The sequence below is a fragment of the Ralstonia sp. 25mfcol4.1 genome, from assembly GCF_900104095.1.
Lineage (GTDB): Bacteria > Pseudomonadota > Gammaproteobacteria > Burkholderiales > Burkholderiaceae > Cupriavidus.
The window spans coordinates 62,233-81,229 of sequence record NZ_FNJO01000003.1; the positions used below are offsets into that span (position 1 = coordinate 62,233).

An 18,997-nucleotide genomic window follows, 5' to 3' on the forward strand; every position below is an offset into this window, starting at 1 on the left:
CCATATAATACCGGGAGCCTTGTGGCCAATGTGTCACCGAGCGTTACCTGGCGGCCCGCAGTGATCCGCCGCGCCGATGGCCGCGCCTGCGTCGCCGTACATTGTGTTCCGCACTTGCGCCTCCAATTTACCCATTCATACGATTTTCAGGACCGTCCGCATGTCCGCCACTGACTTCCCGCCCCTCGCCGACAGCTTCGCCGCCCTGCCCGCCGCCGGTATCGTGACCGCGCCCGCCGGCCTGGGCCTGATCCGCGTGGCCGGCGACGACGCCGCCACCTTCCTGCACACCCAGCTGACCAATGCCGTGGAAGACCTGCCCGCCGATGCGGCGCGGCTGGCCGGCTACTGCTCGCCCAAGGGGCGCCTGATGGCCAGCTTCCTGATGTGGCGCGATGCCGAAGGCATCGTGCTGCAGCTGTCGGCGGACATTCAGCCCGCCATCCAGAAGCGCCTGACCATGTTCGTGCTGCGCGCCAAGGCCAAGCTATCTGACCTGTCCGCCACGCATCGCGTGCTGGGCGTGGCCGGCGCAGGCGCCGAGGCCGCGCTGCGCCAGGCCGGGCTGCCCGCGCCGCAGGGCCCGCTGGCCGTGGCCCACGCCGATGGCGTCACGGTGATCCGGCTGGCCGATGCCGAAGGCGAGGCGCGCTGGCAGATCGTGGCTGCCGCCGACCGCGCCGATGCACTGCAGCAGGTACTGGGTGCCACGCTGGCGGCCGCCGACCCGGCATTCTGGGACTGGCTCGACGTCGGCGCAGGCATCCCGCGCATCACCGCCCCCACGCAAGAGCAGTTCGTGCCGCAGATGATCAACTTCGAACTGGTGGGCGGCGTCAATTTCCGCAAGGGCTGCTATCCCGGCCAGGAAGTGGTGGCGCGCAGCCAGTATCGCGGTACGCTCAAGCGGCGCATGTGGCGCGTGCAGGGCGAAGGCGCCGTGCCGGCGGCGGCCGCCGAGATCTTCCGTCCGGAAGACCCCGAGCAGCCGTGCGGCATGGTCGTCAACGCCGCCGCGTCGCCGCTGGGCGGCTGGGACGGCCTGGCCGAACTGAAAATCGATGCCGCCGCCGGTGCGCTGCACCTGGGCGCCGCCAACGGACCGGCACTGGCCACGCGTGCGCTGCCGTACGAAGTACCGCTGCCGAACGAGGCCGAATCGGCCAGCTGAACGCCCCGGGAACGCCGCCATGAGCGATCATCTCTACGTCTACTTCAAGATACCCGATGCGCACGCGGCCGACGCGCTGCCGCACTGGCACCGCTGGATGGAAACGGTCGCCGAGGCGACCGGAATTGGTGGTACGCTGATGCGCAGGCCCGAGACCCGAGCGGGCCTGCAGACGTGGATGGAGAGTTACGCCGATGTGCCGCCCGCGTTCGACGCCACGCTCGACGGGCTGTGGCGCCAGAGCGGGCTGGCGCAGTGGATCAGCGGCGATCGGATGACCGAGCGGTTCATCGATCTGGACGTGCTCTGACCGCGCGAGAGAAGCCGTAGAAAGGAAGCCCCCATGTGTCTGATACTGGTGGCCTGGCAATCGCACCCGGACTATGCCCTGGTGGTAGCTGGCAACCGCGACGAATTCTATGCCCGCCCCGCGGCGGCCGCGCACTGGTGGCAGGACGCCCACGAAGTGCTGGGTGGCCGTGATCTGGCGGAGGTGATTGGCGATGCCGGTACGTGGATGGGCGTCGCCAACGCCGAATCGCCAGAATGGCCCGATGATTCACGCGCCCGCTTTGCGGCGCTGACCAACTACCGCGCCCCTTCCGAAAAACGTACCGACGCCCGGTCGCGCGGCGAACTGGTGTCGCACTTCCTGCGCGGCAACCAGACGGCCGACGAGTATCTGCACGACCTGGCCCGCGCGCCCGGCGCGTACAACGGCTTCAACCTGCTGGCCAGCGACCTGCACGATCTCTGGTGGTACAGCAACCGGTCCAAGTCGCGCCAGCCGCAGAAGCTCAAGCCCGGGCTGTATGGCCTGTCCAACGCCCTGCTCGATACGCCCTGGCCCAAGGTGCGCAGCCGCGTGGGAGCCATGTGCGAGGTACTGGCCGCCGACCGTGGACAGTTTGGATCGGACCCCGAGCCCTACCTGCAGCTGCTGGCCGATGAAAAGCAGGCGCCCGACTGGGAACTGCCAAGCACCGGCGTGGCGCCCGAATGGGAAAAGCTGCTGTCGTCGGCGTTTATCCGTTCGCCCAGCTACGGCACGCGCGCCAGCACCGTGCTGCGCGTGCGGCACGACGGCCGCTTCGATTTTGTCGAGCGCAGCTTCGACGCCGATGGCAAGACCGGCGAGGTGTCGTATCAGGGCCGCCTGAAGGTGGCGCGCGATACCGGGACGGTTCCGGCACCCCGGTAATCATGCCGCCGGGCCGCCCTGGCCCGGGATCGCACCGCGGTTTGCAAAGCTGGCGTGCAAACTTTCACGGCGGAAGCAGAACCGCGCGTCCATCCATCGGTCAGTCGGTCAGGTCCTTGGGCAGCTTGCCGCCATTGGCGGCCAGTTCCTGCATGACGCGCTTGTGCAGCCACATGTTCATCGACGCGGAATCATTCATGTCCCCGGTGTAGTTCAGCTCCTTGGCCAGCGCCTTGCGATGTTCGAGGCTGCTGTCGATGCCGAGCGCCTTCAGCGTATCGACGATCGATGTGCGCCAGTTGAGCGGTTGCCCAGCCTCGCTGGCCGCCTTGTCCATGACCGCTTCCACATCGACCTGTGACAACGATGGCTGCGCCTGTGCAGCGGACGGCGCGGGCGCGCTGCCAGCCGGGGGAACCGCGCCCGGCGACGGGGCGTTCGGGCTGGCCGATTGCGCCGTGGTGCCGGTGGTGGCGCTCGGCGTCGTGCCAGGCGTGGCGCTGGCGGTTGCGGACCCGCCAGACTGGCTGCGGTGCAGGAGCTTGTTGAGGATGTCCTTGAAGATGCTCATGATGGCCTCCGGATTCAGGTAGACGGCCACGCCATCCCGCAAAATCCGTTCCTCCTTCGCCACGTGCGGGCGGATCCTCCTCGAACGCTATGCCGACGCCGCGTCGGCCAGCAGCACCAGATCCGCCAGCGCCTTGCCGCCCGCCGAGATATGCGTGCGCATGGCCTCGGCGGCGGCATCGGCCTGGCCGCTCAGAATGGCCTCGACCACGTGGCCGTGCTCGCGGTACGACGTCGCCACGCGCGCCTCGTTGATCAGGTCCTTGCGCTGCCAGTAGATCGCCAGGCGGCGCCGCAACTGAACGATCTGCTCCGACAGAAACGGATTGGCCGCCGCCTGGTACAGCACCTCGTGGAAGACGCGGTTTGCTTCGGCGTATGCCAGCGCATCGCGTTGGCGCGCCGGGACGCCGGCGGCCTCGTGCGAATCGACCAGCGCACGGCGCCCTTCGGCCGAAATACGCCGCGTGGCCAGGCGGGCCACCACCCCTTCCATCTCGGCCAGCGTCTCGAACATCGCCACCAGTTCTGCCGCGCTCGGCTTGTGCACGAACATGCCGGCACGCGGCGCGATCGACACCAGCCCCTGGGCGGCCAGCATCAGCAGCGCCTCGCGCACCGGCGTGCGCGAACTGTCGAACTGCTCGGCCAGCATCTTCTCGTCAATCTGCGCGCCGGGCCGCAGATCTCCATCCTGGATGGCGGCGATCACGCTTTCGCGGATGCGATCTTGTAGCGATTGCATGGGTTTACCCTCTACCTTCCGTATAAAAATATCTGTAGCCTCTTTTGATATATCAAATCGGCTATGAGATATAACGAGATGGATGATACCTCACCCTCCCTGGCCATCGAAGGCCGCGTGGCCACCATCACGCTGCGCCGGCCCAAAGTGGCCAACCGGCTCAGCCCGGCCGACCTGATTGCCCTGCGCGACCACGTTGCCGCCGTCAATGCCATGCCCGACCTGCTGGTGCTGTGCTTCGCTGCCGAGGGCAAGTACTTCTGCAGCGGCTACGACATCGGATCGCTGGGCGGCAAGCCCGACGAAGGCGCGGCCAGTTTCGGCGACGTGATCGATGCCATCGAGGCCGCGCGGCCCGTCACGATTGCCGCCATCCAGGGGGGCGTCTATGGCGGCGCGACAGACCTGTGCCTGGCGTGCGATTTCCGGATCGGCGTGCCGGGATGCGACATGTTCATGCCGGCCGCCCGGCTGGGCCTGCATTTCTATCGCGGCGGCATGGAACGCTATGTCTCCCGCCTGGGCCTGAACGCCGCCAAGCGGCTGTTCCTGACCGCCGACCGCATCGAGGCCGACGAGATGCTGCGCATCGGCTTCCTGACCGAAATGGTGACCGCCGATGCGCTGGCCGCGCGCGTGGCGGCATTGAGCACCCAACTGGCCGGCATGGCGCCGATCGCACTGGTCGGCATGAAGCGCCACCTCAACGACATCGCCTGCGGCCGGCTCGACGCCGACGCGCTGCAACGCGACATACACCGCTCCGAAACCTCGGAAGACCTGCGCGAGGGCGCGGCGGCATGGAAGGAGAAACGAACCCCTGCGTTCCGCGGCCGATAGCCACGCCAGGCACAGCCGCGTCCATTCACTCAAGTGGCGAAACAGCTACGGAGGAGACATCATCATGACGACCACCCTGACCCATCGCGCCGCGCTGGCCATCTTCGGCACGCTGTTCGCGGCGCTGCCCGTTGCCGCCCCGGCGCAGACGCCCTACCCCAACAAGCCGATCCGGCTCGTGATCGGATTTCCGGCCGGCGGCGGCGCGGACAACACGGCGCGGCTCTATGGCGATGCGCTGAGCCGCGAGCTTGGACAGCCGGTGGTGGTGGACAACCGGCCCGGCGCCGGCACCACGATTGCCGCCGAGTACGTCGCCAAGTCGGCGCCCGATGGCTACACGCTCTACATCGCCACGGCCAGCCTGATGGGCGGCGACAAGGTGCTCTACAAGAACGTCCGCTACGAACCGTCCGACTTCGCGCCGATCACGAAACTGTCGGCCGCACCGCTGATCCTGGCCGTCAACAAGGACAGCGGCATCCGGAACGTGCAGGACCTGATCGCCCAGGCCAAGGCGCACCCGGGCGCCATCAACTATTCGTCGTCGGGCAATGGCGTGATCACGCACCTGGCCGGCGTCTACTTCACCAAGCTGGCCGGCGTGCGCATGACGCACGTGCCGTACAAGGGCGGCGCGCCGTCGGCGCAGGCCGTGGCCGCCGGCGACGTGCAGGTGACGTTCGGTACCGCGCCATCGGTCAAGCCGATGATCGACACCCACAAGGTGGTGCCCATCGCCGTCACCTCGGCCCACCGCTCGAACGCCAACCCGCAGCTGCCGACCATCGCCGAAAGCGGGGTCAAGGGCTACGACCTGTCGGCCTGGTACGGGCTGTTCGCCCCCGCGAAAACGCCGCCCGAGATCATCGACAAGCTGTTTGCAGCCACCGCCAAGGTCATGGCCGACCCCGAACTGCGCAAGCGGTTCCTGGCGCAGGGCGACGAGGTGTCCGTGTCGGCATCGGTGGCCGAATTCCGGGATTTCGCGGCCCGCGAAGGGAAGATCGGCGTGGACCTGGCGCAGTCCAGCGGCGCGAAGATCGACTGATGCCGGCCCGCGCATCGAACATGAAGGAGTCAAGCATGACAACGCCAAACGGCCCCCTGCAGGGCATCACGGTGGTCGATCTCACGCGCGTGCTGGCCGGCCCGTACTGCACGATGATGCTGGCCGACCTGGGCGCCCGCGTCATCAAGATCGAGAATCCCGACCGGGGCGACGATTCGCGCCAGGTGGGGCCGTTCGTCGACGGCGAGTCGGCCTATTTTGCGTCGGTGAACCGCAACAAGTCGTCGATCGCGCTGGACCTCAAGGCCGCGTCGGACCGCGCGGTGCTGGAAAGGATGCTGGAAGGTGCCGACGTGCTGGTAGAGAACTTCCGGGCCGGCGTGATGGACAAGCTGGGCTACACATGGGAAATGCTGCGCGCCCGCTATCCTCGCCTGGTGTATGCGTCGATCTCGGGCTTCGGCCAGACCGGCCCCTACCGCAACCGGCCTGCCTACGACATGGTGGTGCAGGCCATGGGCGGGCTGATGAGCGTGACCGGCGAGCCCGGCGGCAATCCGGCGCGTGTCGGGGTGTCGATTGGCGATATCGGCGCGGGCCTGTATGCCACCATCGGTATTCAGGCTGCGCTGCTGCGGCGCACCGCTACCGGGCTGGGCGAACGGGTCGATATCTCGATGCTCGATTGCCAGGTGGCGCTGCTGGAAAATCCCATCGCCCGCTTCTCGGCCACCGGCAACGTGCCAAAGCCGCTGGGCACGCGGCACCCGTCGATCACGCCGTTCGACATGTTCGCCACGCAGGACGGCTTTGTCGTGATTGCCGTGGGCAACGACGCCTTGTTCGAACGGCTCTGCGGTGCGCTGGGGCGGCCGGATTGGGCTGACGACCCACGGTTCGCTTCGGTCCCGGCCCGCAACGAACACCATGCGGAACTGAAGCAGTGCCTGGAGTCGCGCCTGCGCGACGCGCCGACCGCCGAATGGGAAGCCGTCCTGGAGGCCGCCGGCGTGCCGCATGGTCCATTGAACGGGGTGCCGCAGATCATGGAGAACGCCCACGTCGAGGCCCGGCAGATGCTGCTCGACGTTGGCATCGGCGCCGACAAGCTGCTGCGCGTGGCAGGCAATCCGATCAAGATCGGCGACGCCTGGCAGACCGGCGCGGTGCGGCCGGCCCCCCGGCTCGATGAGGACCGCGAGGCGCTGCTCGACGAGTTCGGCGCGTAGCCGAAAAGCGAAGACCGGCAGACCTCAGCCGATGCGCTTGCGCATCTCGACGTGCGGAATGCCGGCTTCCTCGAATTCCTCACCCACCTGCGCGAAGCCCACGCGCGCATAGAACGGCGCGGCGTGGGTCTGGGCGTTGAGGATCAGCTCCGGATAACCCAGTTCGGCGGCCTTGGCCATCAGCGCGTCCAGCACCTTGGCGCCCACGCCGGTGCCGCGCGCCGCCTTGAGCACGGCCATGCGGCCGATATGGCCGTCCGGCAGCAGCCGGCCCGTGGCCACCGGCGTGCCATCGGCGGCAAACGCCAGCGCGTGCCAGCTTGGGGCGTCCATGTCGTCCCACTCCAGTTCCACCGGCACCCCCTGCTCCTCCACAAACACGCTGTAGCGGATGGCGCGCGCACGTTCGCGGGCTTCATCCCAGGCGCAGACCAGTACGGAATAGGAGGAAACGGACATGATGTTCAGGGGAAAGTCTGGGAAAGGCGCAATCATACGCCGACCGCCCTCTGACGGCGGTCAAGGTGACGCCGCCGCCCCGTTCGATTATCGGCCACGCATCGCACCATCCTAGGGATTACCCCCTCTGCCATCCGTTGGCTAAATTTGTATGATGACCTGACTACCCGATGACGTGACGACGATGTTCCAGAAGATTCCCGCCCGTGCGTTGACCGACAGCGTGGCCGAACAGCTACTCGAAAAGATCGAGGGCGGCACCTTTCCGCGTGGCGCCAAGTTACCCACCGAAGCCGTGCTGTCCGAGGAATTCGGCGTCAGCCGCACCGTGATCCGCGAGGCCATTGCGCGACTGAAGTACGAGGGGCTGGTGGAATCACGCCAGGGCAGCGGCGTATTCGTCACGGAACAGGCCGGCATCCGGCCGCTGCGCATCGACTACACCGACGTCGGCACGCTCGAATCCGTGCTGCAAATCGTCGAACTGCGACGTTCCATCGAAGCCGAGGTGGCCGCGCAGGCCGCCCGCCGCCGCACCGACGCCGCCATGGCCGGCATCGATGCCGCGCTAGCCCGCCTCGATGCCGAGGTGGCCGCCGGCGGCGACGGCGTGGACGCCGACGTGGGCTTTCACCGTGCCATCGCCGAAGCTACCGGCAATCCCTACTTCCTCAAGACGCTGGCATTCCTGAGCCAGTACCTGGAAACCGCGACGCGCGTTACCCGTACCAACGAGGCGCGCCGCGAGGACTTCTCGCGCCAGGTGCGCGAGGAACATCAGGCCATCGTCGCCGCCATCCGCGCGGGCGACCCCGACGCCGCGCGCAATGCCGCGCAGAACCACATGTACAACGCGGCGCGCCGCCTGTCGCAACTGGGCGACGACGATGCTGCCGCCGGCGACCTGCCGCAAGGCCCGTCGCATTAATTCCGCTTTCAGGAGATTTCCATGTCCAGGAATATTGGTGTCATCGGCTTGGGCGCGATGGGCTATGGCGTGGCGCAGTCGCTGCTGCGCGCCGGCTTCAACGTCCATGCGTTCGATCTGCGCGAAGAAGTGCTGCGCCGCTTTGCCGACGCCGGCGGCGTGCCCTGCGGCAGCCCGGCCGAACTGGGCGAACGCTGCGACGTGGTGATCACGCTGGTGGTCAACGCGGCGCAGACCGAATCGGTGCTGTTCGGCGAGCAGGGGGCCGTGCCCGCCATGGCCGCCGGCAAGCTCGTGATCGCCAGCGCCACCGTGCCGCCCGGCTTTGCCGAGGCGCTGGGCAAGCGACTGGCCGAAAAGGGCCTGCTGCTGCTCGACGCACCGGTCTCGGGCGGCGCTGCCCGCGCAGCCAGTGGCGAAATGACCATGATGACGTCGGGACCGGCCGAAGCCTACGCGCTGGCCGAAGACGTGCTGGGCGCCATCGCCGGCAAGGTCTATCGCCTGGGCGATGCCCACGGCGCGGGCTCGAAGGTCAAGATCATCAACCAGCTCTTGGCTGGCGTGCATATCGCCGCAGCGGCGGAAGCCATGGCCCTGGGCCTGCGCGAAGGCGTGGACCCGGATGCGCTCTACGACGTGATCACGCACAGCGCCGGCAATTCGTGGATGTTTGAGAACCGCGTGCCACACATCCTGGCGGGCGACTACACGCCGCTGTCGGCCGTCGATATCTTCGTCAAGGATCTGGGGATGGTGCTCGACACCGCGCGCACCAGCAAATTCCCGCTGCCGCTGTCGGCCGCCGCGCACCAGATGTTCATGATGGCATCCACCGCCGGCCACGGCGGCGAGGACGATTCGGCCGTCATCAAGATCTTCCCCGGCATCGAACTGCCGGCCGGCAAGACCGGGGAGTAAGGCGATGACGACCGATCGCCAGAACCGCCCCGACGGCTCGAATAGTCCGCTCCTGGGCTGCATCGCCGATGACTTCACCGGCGCCACCGACCTGGCCAACACGCTCGTGCGCAACGGCATGCGCACCGTACAGACGATTGGCGTGCCCACGTCGGCCGTGGAAGCCGACGCCATCGTCGTCGCGCTGAAGTCGCGCACGATTGCCGCGGCCGACGCCGTAGCGCAATCGCTGGCCGCACTGGCCTGGCTGCGCGAACAGGGCTGCCGCCAGTTCGTGTTCAAGTATTGCTCGACGTTCGATTCTACCGACGCCGGCAATATCGGCCCGGTGGCCGAGGCCCTGCTCGACGCGCTGGGCAGCGATTTCACGATCGCCTGCCCAGCCTTCCCCGAAAACGGCCGCGCGATCTTCCGTGGCCACCTGTTCGTGGCCGATGCCCTGCTCAACGAATCGGGCATGGAACACCATCCGCTCACGCCGATGACCGATGCCAATCTGGTGCGCGTACTGCAGCGCCAGAGCCAGGCCAAGGCCGGCCTGCTGCGCTACGACACCGTGGCCAAGGGGTCCGACGCCGTGCGCGCCCGCATCGACGCCCTGCGCGCCGAGGGCGTGAAGCTGGCGATTGCCGATGCGATCTCCGACGCCGACCTGTTCACGCTGGGCGAAGGCTGCGCGGCGCTGCCGCTGATCACGGGCGGATCGGGCATCGCGCTGGGCCTGCCGGAGAACTTCCGCCGTGCCGGATTGCTGCCTGCGCGCACCGACGCCGCCGAAGTGCCGGCCGTCAATGGCCACGGCGTGGTGCTGGCCGGCAGTGCATCGCGCGCCACGAACGGCCAGGTGGCTCACTGGATCGCACAGAAGCGCCCCGCCCTGCGGATCGATCCGCTGCGCCTGGCGCGTGGCGAGGCCGTGGCCGACGAGGCTTTGGCCTTTGCCCGCGATCACGACGGGCCGGTGCTGATCTACGCCACCGCACAACCGGAGCAGGTCAAGGCCGTGCAGGCCGAACTGGGGGTGGCGCGCGCGGGCGAACTGGTCGAGCACGCGCTGGCGTGCATTGCGGCCACGCTCAAGGCGCGCGGCACGCGTCGCTTCGTGGTGGCGGGCGGCGAAACGTCGGGCGCGGTGGTGCAGGCGCTGGGCGTGCAGTCGCTGCGCATCGGCCGTCAGATTGCGCCCGGCGTGCCGGCCACGGTCACGCTCGATGCCGAACCGCTGGCGCTGGCCCTGAAATCGGGCAACTTCGGCGGCGAGAACTTCTTCGACGAAGCCTTGCAGGCGCTGGGAGCCGCGCGATGAGCCAGACCGCGAGCCATAACGAAAGCGCGCTGCGCGAAGAGATCTGCCGCGTCGGCGCCAGCCTGTTCCAGCGCGGCTACACGGTCGGCACGGCCGGCAACATCAGCGCCCGCCTGGAGGACGGCTGGCTGATCACGCCCACCGATGCCTGCCTGGGCACGCTCGACCCGGCCAGGGTGGCCAAGGTGGCCGCCGACGGCACCTGGGTATCGGGCGACAAGCCGTCGAAGACGCTGACGCTGCACCGCTGCGTCTACGACAACAACCCGAACGCCCACGGCGTGGTGCATACCCATTCGACCCACCTGGTGGCGCTGACGCTGGCAGGCGTCTGGCAGCCCGACGACGTGCTGCCGCCGATCACGCCGTACTACGTGATGAAGGTGGGCCATATCCCGCTGATTCCGTACCACCGCCCCGGCGACCCCGCCGTGGCCGCCCGCGTGGCGCAGCTGGCCCGCGAGGTACGCGGCGTGCTGCTGGCGCGGCTGGGTCCGGTGGTGTGGGAAGACAGCGTGTCGCGCGCGGCCTGGGCGCTGGAAGAGCTGGAAGAAACCGCCAGGCTCTGGATGATGCCCGGTGACAAGCCCGCCCCGCTCGATGAAGCCGCGCTGACGGAACTGCGCGACACGTTCAAGGCAAAGTGGTGAACCTGTGATACCGACCAACTGATTGTTTCACCCCTCTTCCGCCATGCGGGAGGGGGGCCGGGGGAGAGGGCCAGCGCATCCCCCAGGCGACGCCACATAACAAACGCCCCTGCCCTCTCCCCAAACCTCTCCCGCCCTGCTGGAGAGGGAGCAAACCGGCTGAATTTTCAATCCACGTGGAGACTGACCAAATGACCGCATCCAACCCAGCGGTGGGGACCCCTGCCGCCGACGCCCGGCTGGACGCCGACGCCGCCACCGAAAAGAGCGCCTACAACAAGGTGTTCTGGCGCATCATGCCGTTCCTGATGCTGTGCTACGTGATCGCCTATCTCGATCGCGTCAACGTGGGCTTCGCCAAGCTGCAGATGGCGCAGGACCTGCAATTCTCCGAGACCGTGTTCGGCCTGGGCGCCGGCCTGTTCTTTATCGGCTACTTCCTGTTCGAGGTGCCCAGCAACCTGCTGATGCACCGCATCGGCGCGCGCATCTGGATTGCGCGGATCATGATCACGTGGGGCATCATCTCGGCCGCATTCGTATTCGTGCAGACGCCCACGCAGTTCTACGTCATGCGTTTCCTGCTGGGCCTGGCCGAGGCGGGCTTCTATCCGGGCGTGATCCTGTACCTGACGTACTGGTATCCGTCGCACCGCCGCGCCAAGATGATCGCCCTGTTCATGTCGGGCATTCCCGTGGCCGGCATGTTCGGCAACCCGCTGTCGGGCTGGATCATGGACGCGTTCCACGACACCCACGGCTGGGCCGGCTGGCAATGGATGTTCTTCATCGAGGCGCTGCCCGCGTTTGCCATCGGCATCGTGACGATCTTCGTGCTGCGCGACGGCATCGACAAGGCGCCGTGGCTCAGCCATGACGAAAAGCGCGTGCTTAAGCGCAATATCGAGGAAGACGAGCGTGCCGCATTGGCCGCCGCCGCGGCCAATGGCCAGCGCGACATGCATTCGCTGAGCGCCGTGTTCAGCGACCGCCGCGTCTGGTGGATGTGCCTCATCTACTTCTGCTTCGTGACCGGCCAGTACGCGCTGACGTTCTGGATGCCGACGCTGGTCAAGGCCAGCGGCGTGACCGGCAACCTCAACATCGGCCTGCTGTCCGCCATCCCGTTCGTCTGCGCGATCGTCGTCATGAATATCCTGGGCCACAGCGCCGACGCCCGCCGCGAACGCCGCTGGCACCTGATCGTGCCGGCGCTGATGGGCGCCACGGGCTTTGCGATTGCGGCGTCCTTCACCCACAATACCCCGGTGGCCATTGCGGCGCTGTCACTGGCCGCCGCCGGCGTGCTGACCTGCGCGCCGCTGTTCTGGTCGCTGCCGACCGCGTTCCTGAGCGGCATTGCCGCCGCGTCGGGTATCGCCGTGGTCAACTCGGTGGGCAACCTGGCAGGCTTTGTGTCGCCGTACATGGTCGGCGCGCTCAAGGACCTGACGCAGAGCACGCAATTGCCGATGTATGTGCTGTCGGCCATCCTGGTCGTGGGCGCCCTGCTGGTGTGGCTGACCCCGGCCAAGCTGGTCAACCGCTGATCGAACCTGAAGTTCAAGGAGACCTGACATGCCGCGCTTTGCCGCGAACCTCTCGATGATGTACACGGAACACGACTTCCTGGACCGCTTTGCCGCTGCGGCGAAGGACGGCTTCCAGGCCGTGGAGTACCTGTTCCCGTACGACCATCCGGCCGCCGAGATCCGCCAGCGACTGGACGCGCACGGCCTGACCCAGGCCCTGTTCAACGCGCCGCCGGGCGACTGGGCCGCCGGCGAGCGCGGCATCGCCGCCCTGCCCGGGCGCGAGACCGAGTTCCGCAACGCGTTTGCGAAGGCGCTGGAATACGCGGCCGTGATCGGCAACGACCGTGTGCACGTGATGGCCGGTCTCGTGCCCGCCGGCGCCGACCGCGCCCGCTGCCGCGCCGTCTACCTGGAAAACCTGGCCTACGCCGCCGCGTCGGCCGCCGCGCACGGCATCACGGTGCTGATCGAGCCGATCAACACGCGCGACATGCCGGGCTACTTCCTGAACCGCCAGGACGACGCCCAGGCCATCTGCCAGCAGGTGGGCGCCGCCAACCTGAAGGTGCAGTTCGACTGCTACCACTGCCAGATCGTCGAAGGCGACATCGCGAAGAAGCTGGAGCGCGATTTTGCCGGCATCGGCCATATCCAGATTGCCGGCGTGCCCGAGCGGCACGAGCCGGACATTGGCGAACTGAACTACCCGTACCTGTTCGACGTGATCGACCGGCTCGGCTACACGGGCTGGATCGGCTGCGAGTACCGCCCGCGCGCCGGCACGTCCGAGGGCCTGGGCTGGCTCAAGCCGTATCTGAAGCGTTGATCCTCCGCAAACCCACCGGATTCTTGCAACCATGAACGTACTGATTACCGGCGGTGCCGGATTCCTGGGCCTGCAACTGGCCCGCCTGCTGCTCAAGCGCGGCACGCTGAGCCTGGACGGCCGCGCCGTCGCGATCGACAGGCTCACGCTGCTCGACGTGGTGGCGCCCCAGATCGACGATGCACGCGTGCGCGTGGTGACGGGCGACCTGTCCGACCCGGCCGTGCTGGCGCAGGCCATCGACCGGGACACCGGCGCGATCTTCCACCTGGCCGCCGTGGTCAGCGGGCAGGCCGAGGCTGATTTCGACCTGGGCATGCGCGTGAACCTGGACGCGTCGCGGGCGCTGCTGGAAACGTGCCGCCAGATCGGCCACGTGCCGCGCGTGGTGTTCACCAGTTCGGTGGCCGTCTATGGCGGCAAGCTGCCGGCCGTGGTGCAGGACGATACCGCGCTGAATCCGCAGTCTTCTTACGGCGCGCAGAAGGCCATCGGCGAACTGCTGCTGTCCGACTACAGCCGCAAGGGCTTTGTCGATGGCCGCGTGCTGCGCCTGCCGACGATCAGCGTGCGGCCGGGCAAGCCCAATGCCGCCGCGTCGTCGTTTGCCAGCGGCATCATCCGCGAACCGCTGGCGGGCGTGGCGGCCAACTGCCCGGTACACCCGGATACCGCGCTGTGGCTGCTGTCGCCGCGCGGCGCGATCCAGGCGCTGGTCAATGGCATCGAACTGGACGGCGCGCGCTTCGGCAACCGCCGCGTGGTGAACCTGCCGGGCCTGTCGGTGACGGCGGCGCAGATGGTGGACGCCCTGCGCCGCGTGGCCGGCGATGCAGTGGCCGACCGCGTAACCTGGCAGCGCGAGGAGCGCATCGAGAAGATCGTCGGCACCTGGCCGGCCGCGTGGGACCCTTCCCGCGCGCTGGAACTGGGCTTTGTCAGCGATGCCAGCTTCGATGACGTGATCCGCGCGTATGCGGAGGATGCAGGGATTCCGCTTTAAGTTAGCCGTATCGCTATTGAGGCGCTGGCCCTCTCCCGCAGAGCGGGAGAGGGTAGAAAACAAGGGGCACGGCAACCGCTGTTGAGCGCCCTCTCCCGCCTTGCGGGAGAGGGGCGGCGGAGAGGGCGAGCGCCTCAAACCCTCCCCACGCTTCACGCAGCGGGCCTCGTTACCTCCCACGCCTCGATCTGCTCCCTCACCTGCGCCGGAATCGGCGCGGACTTCTGCGTCTGCGGGTCCGCGCACACGTAGACGATCTCGCCGGTGATCAGGTGCTCGTCGCCGCGGTACATCTCCACGCGGAACAGCATGCTCGACCGGCCCAGCCGCGCCATGCGGCCGCGAATATCCAGCATGTCGTCGAAACGCGCCGAGGCGTGGTATTCGAGCGTGGACTTGACCACGAAGATGTCCACGCCATGCGCGTGCAGCACGTCTTCGGGGTAGCGGATACCGACCGCGCGCCAGTATTCGGTCACGCAGATATCGCAGTAGGTCAGATAGTGCGCGTTGAAGACGATCGACTGTGGATCGACTTCGGCCCAGCGCACCCGCAGCGGCATGCTGTGGCGGAAATCCTCTTTGGCCATCTGGCACAGGCTCCCAATGAAAAAACGGGGCGCTCCGTGGAACGCCCCGTCCGGTGACAGGCTTATTGCGGCTTGTTCAGCCCGAGCTTCTCGATGATCGCGCGCTCGCGCTTGACCGTGTCTGCCGCAAACGCCGCGTACTGGCTGGAGCCCATGTAGTACGGCTCCATGTCGAACTTGGCCAGCGATTCGCGGTAGTTCGGCATTTCCATGGCCTGCTTGAACGCGTCGTGCAGCTTCTTGACGATGGCCGGATCGGTGCCCTTGGGCGCCACCAGGCCAAACGGCGAGGTCTGCACGATGCCCATGCCCAGTTCCTTCAGCGTGGGCACGTTCGGGAAGCGCGCCGAACGCTTGTCGCCCCAGGTGGACAGCAGGCGCAGCTTGCCCGATTCCACGTACTGCGCCCACGCCGGCGTATCGGCCACCGACATCACGTGCCCGCCCAGCAGCGCCTGCATCGATTCCGAGTTGCCCTTGTACGGGATGTGCGAGAACTGCACGCCCTGGCGCATGGCCAGGTCTTCCATGGTCAGGTGCAGCGTGGTCATCGACCCCGGCGAACCGTAGGTCAGCTTGCCCGGATTGGCCTTGGCGTACGCGATGTAGTCCTGCATCGTCTTGATCGGCGAATCGGCGGGCACCACCAGGCCGAACGAATAGCCAGCCAGGTTGATGATGTAGCTCAGATCCTTGACCGGGTCCCAGTTGATCTTGGTGGTATACGGCAGGCGGTACACGGGCATGGCCACCTGGGCCAGCGTGTAGCCGTCCGGGGCCGTGGACTGCATCATCTGGGCGGGCAGCACGCCGCCCGCGCCGGGCTTGTTCTCGACGATTACGGGCTGGCCCAGGATCTTCGAGGCGTTTTCCGCCAGCACGCGGAACGGAATGTCGGTGGAACCGCCGGCCGTGTAGCCGATGATCAGGCGAATCGGGCGATTCGGGAATTTGTCCGCCTGGGCGTGTGCCGGCATGGCGGCCAGTCCAACTGCGGCCGAAGCGGCGATCAGGCCCACCTGGGCCATAAAGTGGCGGCGTTGCATGAGTGTTGTCTCCTTCTGCTGCAAAAAATGCACTGTTGCGACTTCGATAAACCGTGAAACAGATGCAGGCCCGCCCCGGTTGTTATGGGTAGAGGTCAGGCCAAGATTCGTATTTTTACTACGTGCGAAACGCCTCCCGCAGCGCGGCGATGGCGTCGGCATGGGCGCCAGCCACGGCATGGATAAAGCGTCCCATCTTGAAGAAATCGTGAATCATCGTCGGGTAGTCGGCCAGCGTGGCGGCCACGCCCGCCCCGCGCAGCTTGGCGGCATAGGCCACGCCTTCGTCGTGCAACGGATCGTAGCCGGCCACGGCGATCCACGCCGGGCATACGTTCCGGACGTCTGCCCCCTGCCCGCCACCGTCAAGCGGCGCAAAGCGCCAGTCGTCGCGGCTGGCATCCTGGTCCAGATACTGGCCGAAAAACCACTGGATCATGTCGGCCGTCAGCAGGTAGCCATCGGCCAGCGCGTGGTGCGACGGGGTGTCCTGGCGCGCGCTGGTGCCCGGATAGATCAGCATCTGCAGCACCGGCTTCAGGCCGGTATCGCGCGCCTCGACGGCGCAGGCCGCCGCCAGCGTACCGCCCGCGCTGTCGCCGCCGACGGCGATCCGGGCGGGGTCGGCGCCGAGGCGGGCTGCTTCGTCGAAGACCCAATGCAGCACGTCGAAGGCGTCGTTGGCGGCGGTCGGGAATTTCCACGCCGGGCCCAGCCGGTAGTCCACGGACAGCACCAGGCAGTCGGCGCCATTGCAGAACACGCGGCACAGCGAGTCGTGGGACTGGATGCTGCCCACCGTGAACCCGCCGCCGTGGAAGTAGACCAGCAGCGGCAACGGGTCGGCCCAGCTGGCTTCGCGCGGCGCATAGAGCCGCACCGGAATGGCATGCCCATCGCGGGCCGTGACCGCGAAATCCTCGACGCTGTGTACCGCCGCCGGCGACAGATCCAGAATCGGCGCGCTCTTTTCGTAGCCGATCTTGGCGTCCGCCGGATCCATCGTATGGATCGCCGGACGCTTGGCTCGCGCAATCAGTTCCAGCAGCTGCGCGACCTGGGGGTCGAGCGGCTGGGCAGGCAGGCCGGGAGCGGACGGAGAAAGCTGAGCGGACATAGGAACAGTCGAAATCGGACAATCGGCCATGTTAGACCGATACCGACCGGGGGCACACAGGATCACAGGCTCAACAACAATTCGAATTGTGAACGGTCGTTCGATTTCCGTATCATGCCAGCCTTTCCGGCATGCAGCATTACGAAATAACCCTCAAGACAACGCCTGAAGCACCTTTTGCGCGATCACCGGCCATGCTCGCGATGCTGCCGGGCGCACGTTCCGCGCCTATGCTTGTAGGGCGTGCAACGCCAGCACGGCACCCCTATCAGACAGGAGACACCATGACAGGCGAACACTTGCAGGTTGTGCATGGGGACATCACGAGAATGGAGGTCGATGCCATCGTCAATGCAGCCAATAGCGGACTGCTGGGCGGAGGCGGCGTGGATGGCGCCATTCACGGCGCGGGCGGGCCGGCCATCGCGGCCGCTTGCCGGGCGATTCGGGATGCCCAGGGCGGGTGTCCGACTGGCGAGGCGGTGATCACCACGGGCGGGCTGCTGCCGGCCCCCTATGTCATCCACGCCGTGGGGCCTGTATGGAAAGGCGGCAGCCAGAACGAAGATGCCCTGCTGGCCAGCGCCTATCGCAACAGCATCCGGCTGGCGGGCGAACATAACCTGCGCACGGTCGCGTTTCCGAACATCAGCACGGGCATCTATGGCTTCCCGCGCGAGCGGGCCGTCGATATCGCCATTGCGGCGGTGCGCGAGGCGCTGGGGCGCGCCCCGTCGATCGAGCAGGTGACCTTTGTGTGTTTCGACGACGAAAACTTCAAGCTGTATCGCGAGCGGCTCAAATAGGGGCAGCGCGCCGGCGGCTCCAGTTCCAGCCGCCAGCGCTTTCCCTGACTGTCACCGTGCCACTACGGCAGCGCGCTGCGGATCAGCAGGTTGATCCGCTCGGGCTGCTCGTGGATGACCCAGTGCGTGCCTTCGGGAATGCGTTCCAGCCGCAGGTCGGGCACGAAGTCTTCCAGCCCGTCCACCAGCGACTTTGGCAGCGCGCGGTCGTTTTCGCCCCAGATCACCAGGGTCGGCACCCGGATCACGAACATCGCGGGGTCCAGCCGCGAGATGTCCGGCGCGGTCTCGCCAGGCGCCGGCGGGTGCATCGGCGTGGCCCGGTAGTAGTTGACGCCGCCGGTCAGCGGGTGCGAGTCCTCGTCGCCGGGCGCCGACCATGCCGCGTGATACTTCGCGCGGGTCTCGCCCGTGAACCAGGCCGGCACGGCGCCCGCCTCGCCCGTCAGCATCTTCTCCAGCAAGGCAAAGTCGTTGGCCGCCAGCGCCTGCTCCGAACCGGGCTTGCGCAGCCAGTTCATATAGGCGGACGCCTGCTGCTGCGCCGGATCGGCCGACAGCGCCCGGGCGAACAGGTACGGATGGGGGGAGTTGATAATGACAAAGTGTTCGACCAGATCCGGAAACTGCGCCACCAGATTCCAGCAAACCGCCCCGCCCCAGTCGTGCGCCACGATCGTGCATCGCTCGTAGCCCAGCACCCGGATGAACTGCACCAGGTCCTCGACCAGCAGCTTCGGCTTGTACGCGTCGGGCGACGCCGGCTTGCTCGACAGGTTGAAGCCGCGCAGGTCGGGCGCCACCGCGAAATGGGTCTGACCGAATTCCGCCAGTTGGCGCTCCCACGCGTACCAGAACTCCGGGAAGCCGTGCACGAACAGAATCAGCGGCTTGCCCTGCTCGCCCGCGCTGCCGTAATGCAGTCGCGTGCCGTTGGGCAGGTTGGCGAACTGCAAATGATGAATCACGGCGGGTGCGGTCATCGTTGTCTCCCTGGCCATTTCTGCCATCACACGTCTCCCGATCGACGATGCAAGAAAGC

Annotated in this window: 21 protein-coding genes; 14 read left to right on the plus strand and 7 right to left on the minus strand. The window is 67.2% G+C overall.

Annotation, left to right across the window (positions count from 1 at the left end; all coding sequences use genetic code 11):
- The first annotated feature begins 160 nt into the window (after positions 1 to 160).
- The 3 genes from BLQ58_RS06340 to BLQ58_RS06350 are packed head-to-tail and all read left to right on the plus strand — an operon-like array spanning position 161 to position 2,372.
- The gene (locus BLQ58_RS06340; RefSeq protein ID WP_092595673.1) at positions 161 to 1,171 is read left to right on the plus strand and encodes a CAF17-like 4Fe-4S cluster assembly/insertion protein YgfZ; all 1,011 of its coding nucleotides are present in this window, start codon (positions 161 to 163) and stop codon (positions 1,169 to 1,171) included.
- A gap of 19 nt (positions 1,172 to 1,190) precedes the next feature.
- Positions 1,191 to 1,481, plus strand: a complete 291-nt coding sequence (locus tag BLQ58_RS06345; RefSeq protein WP_092595675.1) for a DUF4936 family protein — start codon at positions 1,191 to 1,193, stop codon at positions 1,479 to 1,481.
- Positions 1,482 to 1,514: 33 nt separating this feature from the next.
- Positions 1,515 to 2,372, plus strand: a complete 858-nt coding sequence (locus BLQ58_RS06350) for an NRDE family protein (protein ID WP_092595677.1) — start codon at positions 1,515 to 1,517, stop codon at positions 2,370 to 2,372.
- A gap of 100 nt (positions 2,373 to 2,472) precedes the next feature.
- Here the strand turns inward: BLQ58_RS06350 and BLQ58_RS06355 are convergent, their stop codons facing one another.
- Both BLQ58_RS06355 and BLQ58_RS06360 read right to left on the minus strand, forming a co-directional pair.
- Positions 2,473 to 2,943, minus strand: a complete 471-nt coding sequence (locus tag BLQ58_RS06355; RefSeq protein WP_092596434.1) for a DUF3597 domain-containing protein — start codon at positions 2,941 to 2,943, stop codon at positions 2,473 to 2,475.
- Positions 2,944 to 3,030: 87 nt separating this feature from the next.
- On the minus strand, positions 3,031 to 3,687 hold the full coding sequence (locus BLQ58_RS06360; RefSeq protein WP_092595679.1) for a GntR family transcriptional regulator: 657 nt from the start codon (positions 3,685 to 3,687) through the stop codon (positions 3,031 to 3,033).
- Between the two features lie 78 nt (positions 3,688 to 3,765).
- Between BLQ58_RS06360 and BLQ58_RS06365 the strand changes: the two genes are divergently transcribed.
- From BLQ58_RS06365 to BLQ58_RS06375, 3 genes are all read left to right on the plus strand, one after another.
- On the plus strand, positions 3,766 to 4,527 hold the full coding sequence (locus tag BLQ58_RS06365) for an enoyl-CoA hydratase/isomerase family protein (RefSeq protein ID WP_092595681.1): 762 nt from the start codon (positions 3,766 to 3,768) through the stop codon (positions 4,525 to 4,527).
- Between the two features lie 64 nt (positions 4,528 to 4,591).
- Complete coding sequence (locus tag BLQ58_RS06370; RefSeq protein ID WP_092595683.1) at positions 4,592 to 5,578, plus strand: Bug family tripartite tricarboxylate transporter substrate binding protein; 987 nt, start codon at positions 4,592 to 4,594, stop codon at positions 5,576 to 5,578.
- Positions 5,579 to 5,613: 35 nt separating this feature from the next.
- The gene (locus BLQ58_RS06375; protein ID WP_092596437.1) at positions 5,614 to 6,768 is read left to right on the plus strand and encodes a CaiB/BaiF CoA transferase family protein; all 1,155 of its coding nucleotides are present in this window, start codon (positions 5,614 to 5,616) and stop codon (positions 6,766 to 6,768) included.
- A 24-nt stretch (positions 6,769 to 6,792) separates the two neighbouring features.
- Here the strand turns inward: BLQ58_RS06375 and BLQ58_RS06380 are convergent, their stop codons facing one another.
- On the minus strand, positions 6,793 to 7,227 hold the full coding sequence (locus BLQ58_RS06380) for a GNAT family N-acetyltransferase (RefSeq protein ID WP_254775828.1): 435 nt from the start codon (positions 7,225 to 7,227) through the stop codon (positions 6,793 to 6,795).
- Between the two features lie 184 nt (positions 7,228 to 7,411).
- Between BLQ58_RS06380 and BLQ58_RS06385 the strand changes: the two genes are divergently transcribed.
- The 7 genes from BLQ58_RS06385 (at position 7,412) to denD (ending at position 14,396) form a co-directional block, all read left to right on the plus strand.
- Complete coding sequence (locus BLQ58_RS06385) at positions 7,412 to 8,155, plus strand: FadR/GntR family transcriptional regulator (RefSeq protein ID WP_092595684.1); 744 nt, start codon at positions 7,412 to 7,414, stop codon at positions 8,153 to 8,155.
- Between the two features lie 21 nt (positions 8,156 to 8,176).
- On the plus strand, positions 8,177 to 9,076 hold the full coding sequence (gene ltnD / locus BLQ58_RS06390) for an L-threonate dehydrogenase (RefSeq protein ID WP_092595686.1): 900 nt from the start codon (positions 8,177 to 8,179) through the stop codon (positions 9,074 to 9,076).
- Between the two features lie 4 nt (positions 9,077 to 9,080).
- Positions 9,081 to 10,382 carry a 3-oxo-tetronate kinase gene (gene otnK, locus BLQ58_RS06395; RefSeq protein ID WP_092595688.1) on the plus strand — a complete coding sequence of 434 codons (1,302 nt, stop codon included), beginning with the start codon at positions 9,081 to 9,083 and terminating at the stop codon, positions 10,380 to 10,382.
- Positions 10,379 to 11,032, plus strand: coding sequence for a 3-oxo-tetronate 4-phosphate decarboxylase (locus tag BLQ58_RS06400; RefSeq protein WP_092595690.1), 654 nt, complete (start codon positions 10,379 to 10,381; stop codon positions 11,030 to 11,032). The genes otnK and BLQ58_RS06400 overlap by 4 nt, the downstream gene beginning before the upstream one ends.
- 191 nt (positions 11,033 to 11,223) lie before the next feature.
- Positions 11,224 to 12,582: an MFS transporter gene (locus tag BLQ58_RS06405; protein ID WP_092595692.1), complete on the plus strand. Its 1,359-nt coding sequence runs from the start codon at positions 11,224 to 11,226 to the stop codon at positions 12,580 to 12,582.
- A 28-nt stretch (positions 12,583 to 12,610) separates the two neighbouring features.
- On the plus strand, positions 12,611 to 13,393 hold the full coding sequence (gene otnI, locus BLQ58_RS06410; RefSeq protein WP_092595694.1) for a 2-oxo-tetronate isomerase: 783 nt from the start codon (positions 12,611 to 12,613) through the stop codon (positions 13,391 to 13,393).
- Between the two features lie 31 nt (positions 13,394 to 13,424).
- Entirely contained in the window at positions 13,425 to 14,396 is a 972-nt protein-coding gene (denD, locus tag BLQ58_RS06415) for a D-erythronate dehydrogenase (RefSeq protein WP_092595696.1), read from the plus strand.
- 152 nt (positions 14,397 to 14,548) lie between these two features.
- Here denD and BLQ58_RS06420 read toward each other — a convergent pair whose 3' ends face one another.
- The 3 genes from BLQ58_RS06420 to BLQ58_RS06430 all read right to left on the minus strand — a co-directional run bounded on the left by BLQ58_RS06420 (position 14,549) and on the right by BLQ58_RS06430 (position 17,149).
- Positions 14,549 to 14,986 (minus strand): YbgC/FadM family acyl-CoA thioesterase, encoded by a 438-nt coding sequence (locus BLQ58_RS06420; protein ID WP_092595698.1) that lies wholly within the window; start codon positions 14,984 to 14,986, stop codon positions 14,549 to 14,551.
- Between the two features lie 62 nt (positions 14,987 to 15,048).
- The gene (locus BLQ58_RS06425; protein ID WP_092595700.1) at positions 15,049 to 16,032 is read right to left on the minus strand and encodes a tripartite tricarboxylate transporter substrate binding protein; all 984 of its coding nucleotides are present in this window, start codon (positions 16,030 to 16,032) and stop codon (positions 15,049 to 15,051) included.
- 118 nt (positions 16,033 to 16,150) lie between these two features.
- Positions 16,151 to 17,149, minus strand: a complete 999-nt coding sequence (locus tag BLQ58_RS06430) for an alpha/beta hydrolase (RefSeq protein ID WP_254775829.1) — start codon at positions 17,147 to 17,149, stop codon at positions 16,151 to 16,153.
- Positions 17,150 to 17,433: 284 nt separating this feature from the next.
- Between BLQ58_RS06430 and BLQ58_RS06435 the strand changes: the two genes are divergently transcribed.
- Entirely contained in the window at positions 17,434 to 17,955 is a 522-nt protein-coding gene (locus tag BLQ58_RS06435; protein WP_092595704.1) for an O-acetyl-ADP-ribose deacetylase, read from the plus strand.
- 62 nt (positions 17,956 to 18,017) lie between these two features.
- Here BLQ58_RS06435 and BLQ58_RS06440 read toward each other — a convergent pair whose 3' ends face one another.
- Positions 18,018 to 18,938: an alpha/beta fold hydrolase gene (locus BLQ58_RS06440; protein ID WP_092595706.1), complete on the minus strand. Its 921-nt coding sequence runs from the start codon at positions 18,936 to 18,938 to the stop codon at positions 18,018 to 18,020.
- Positions 18,939 to 18,997: the final 59 nt, after the last annotated feature.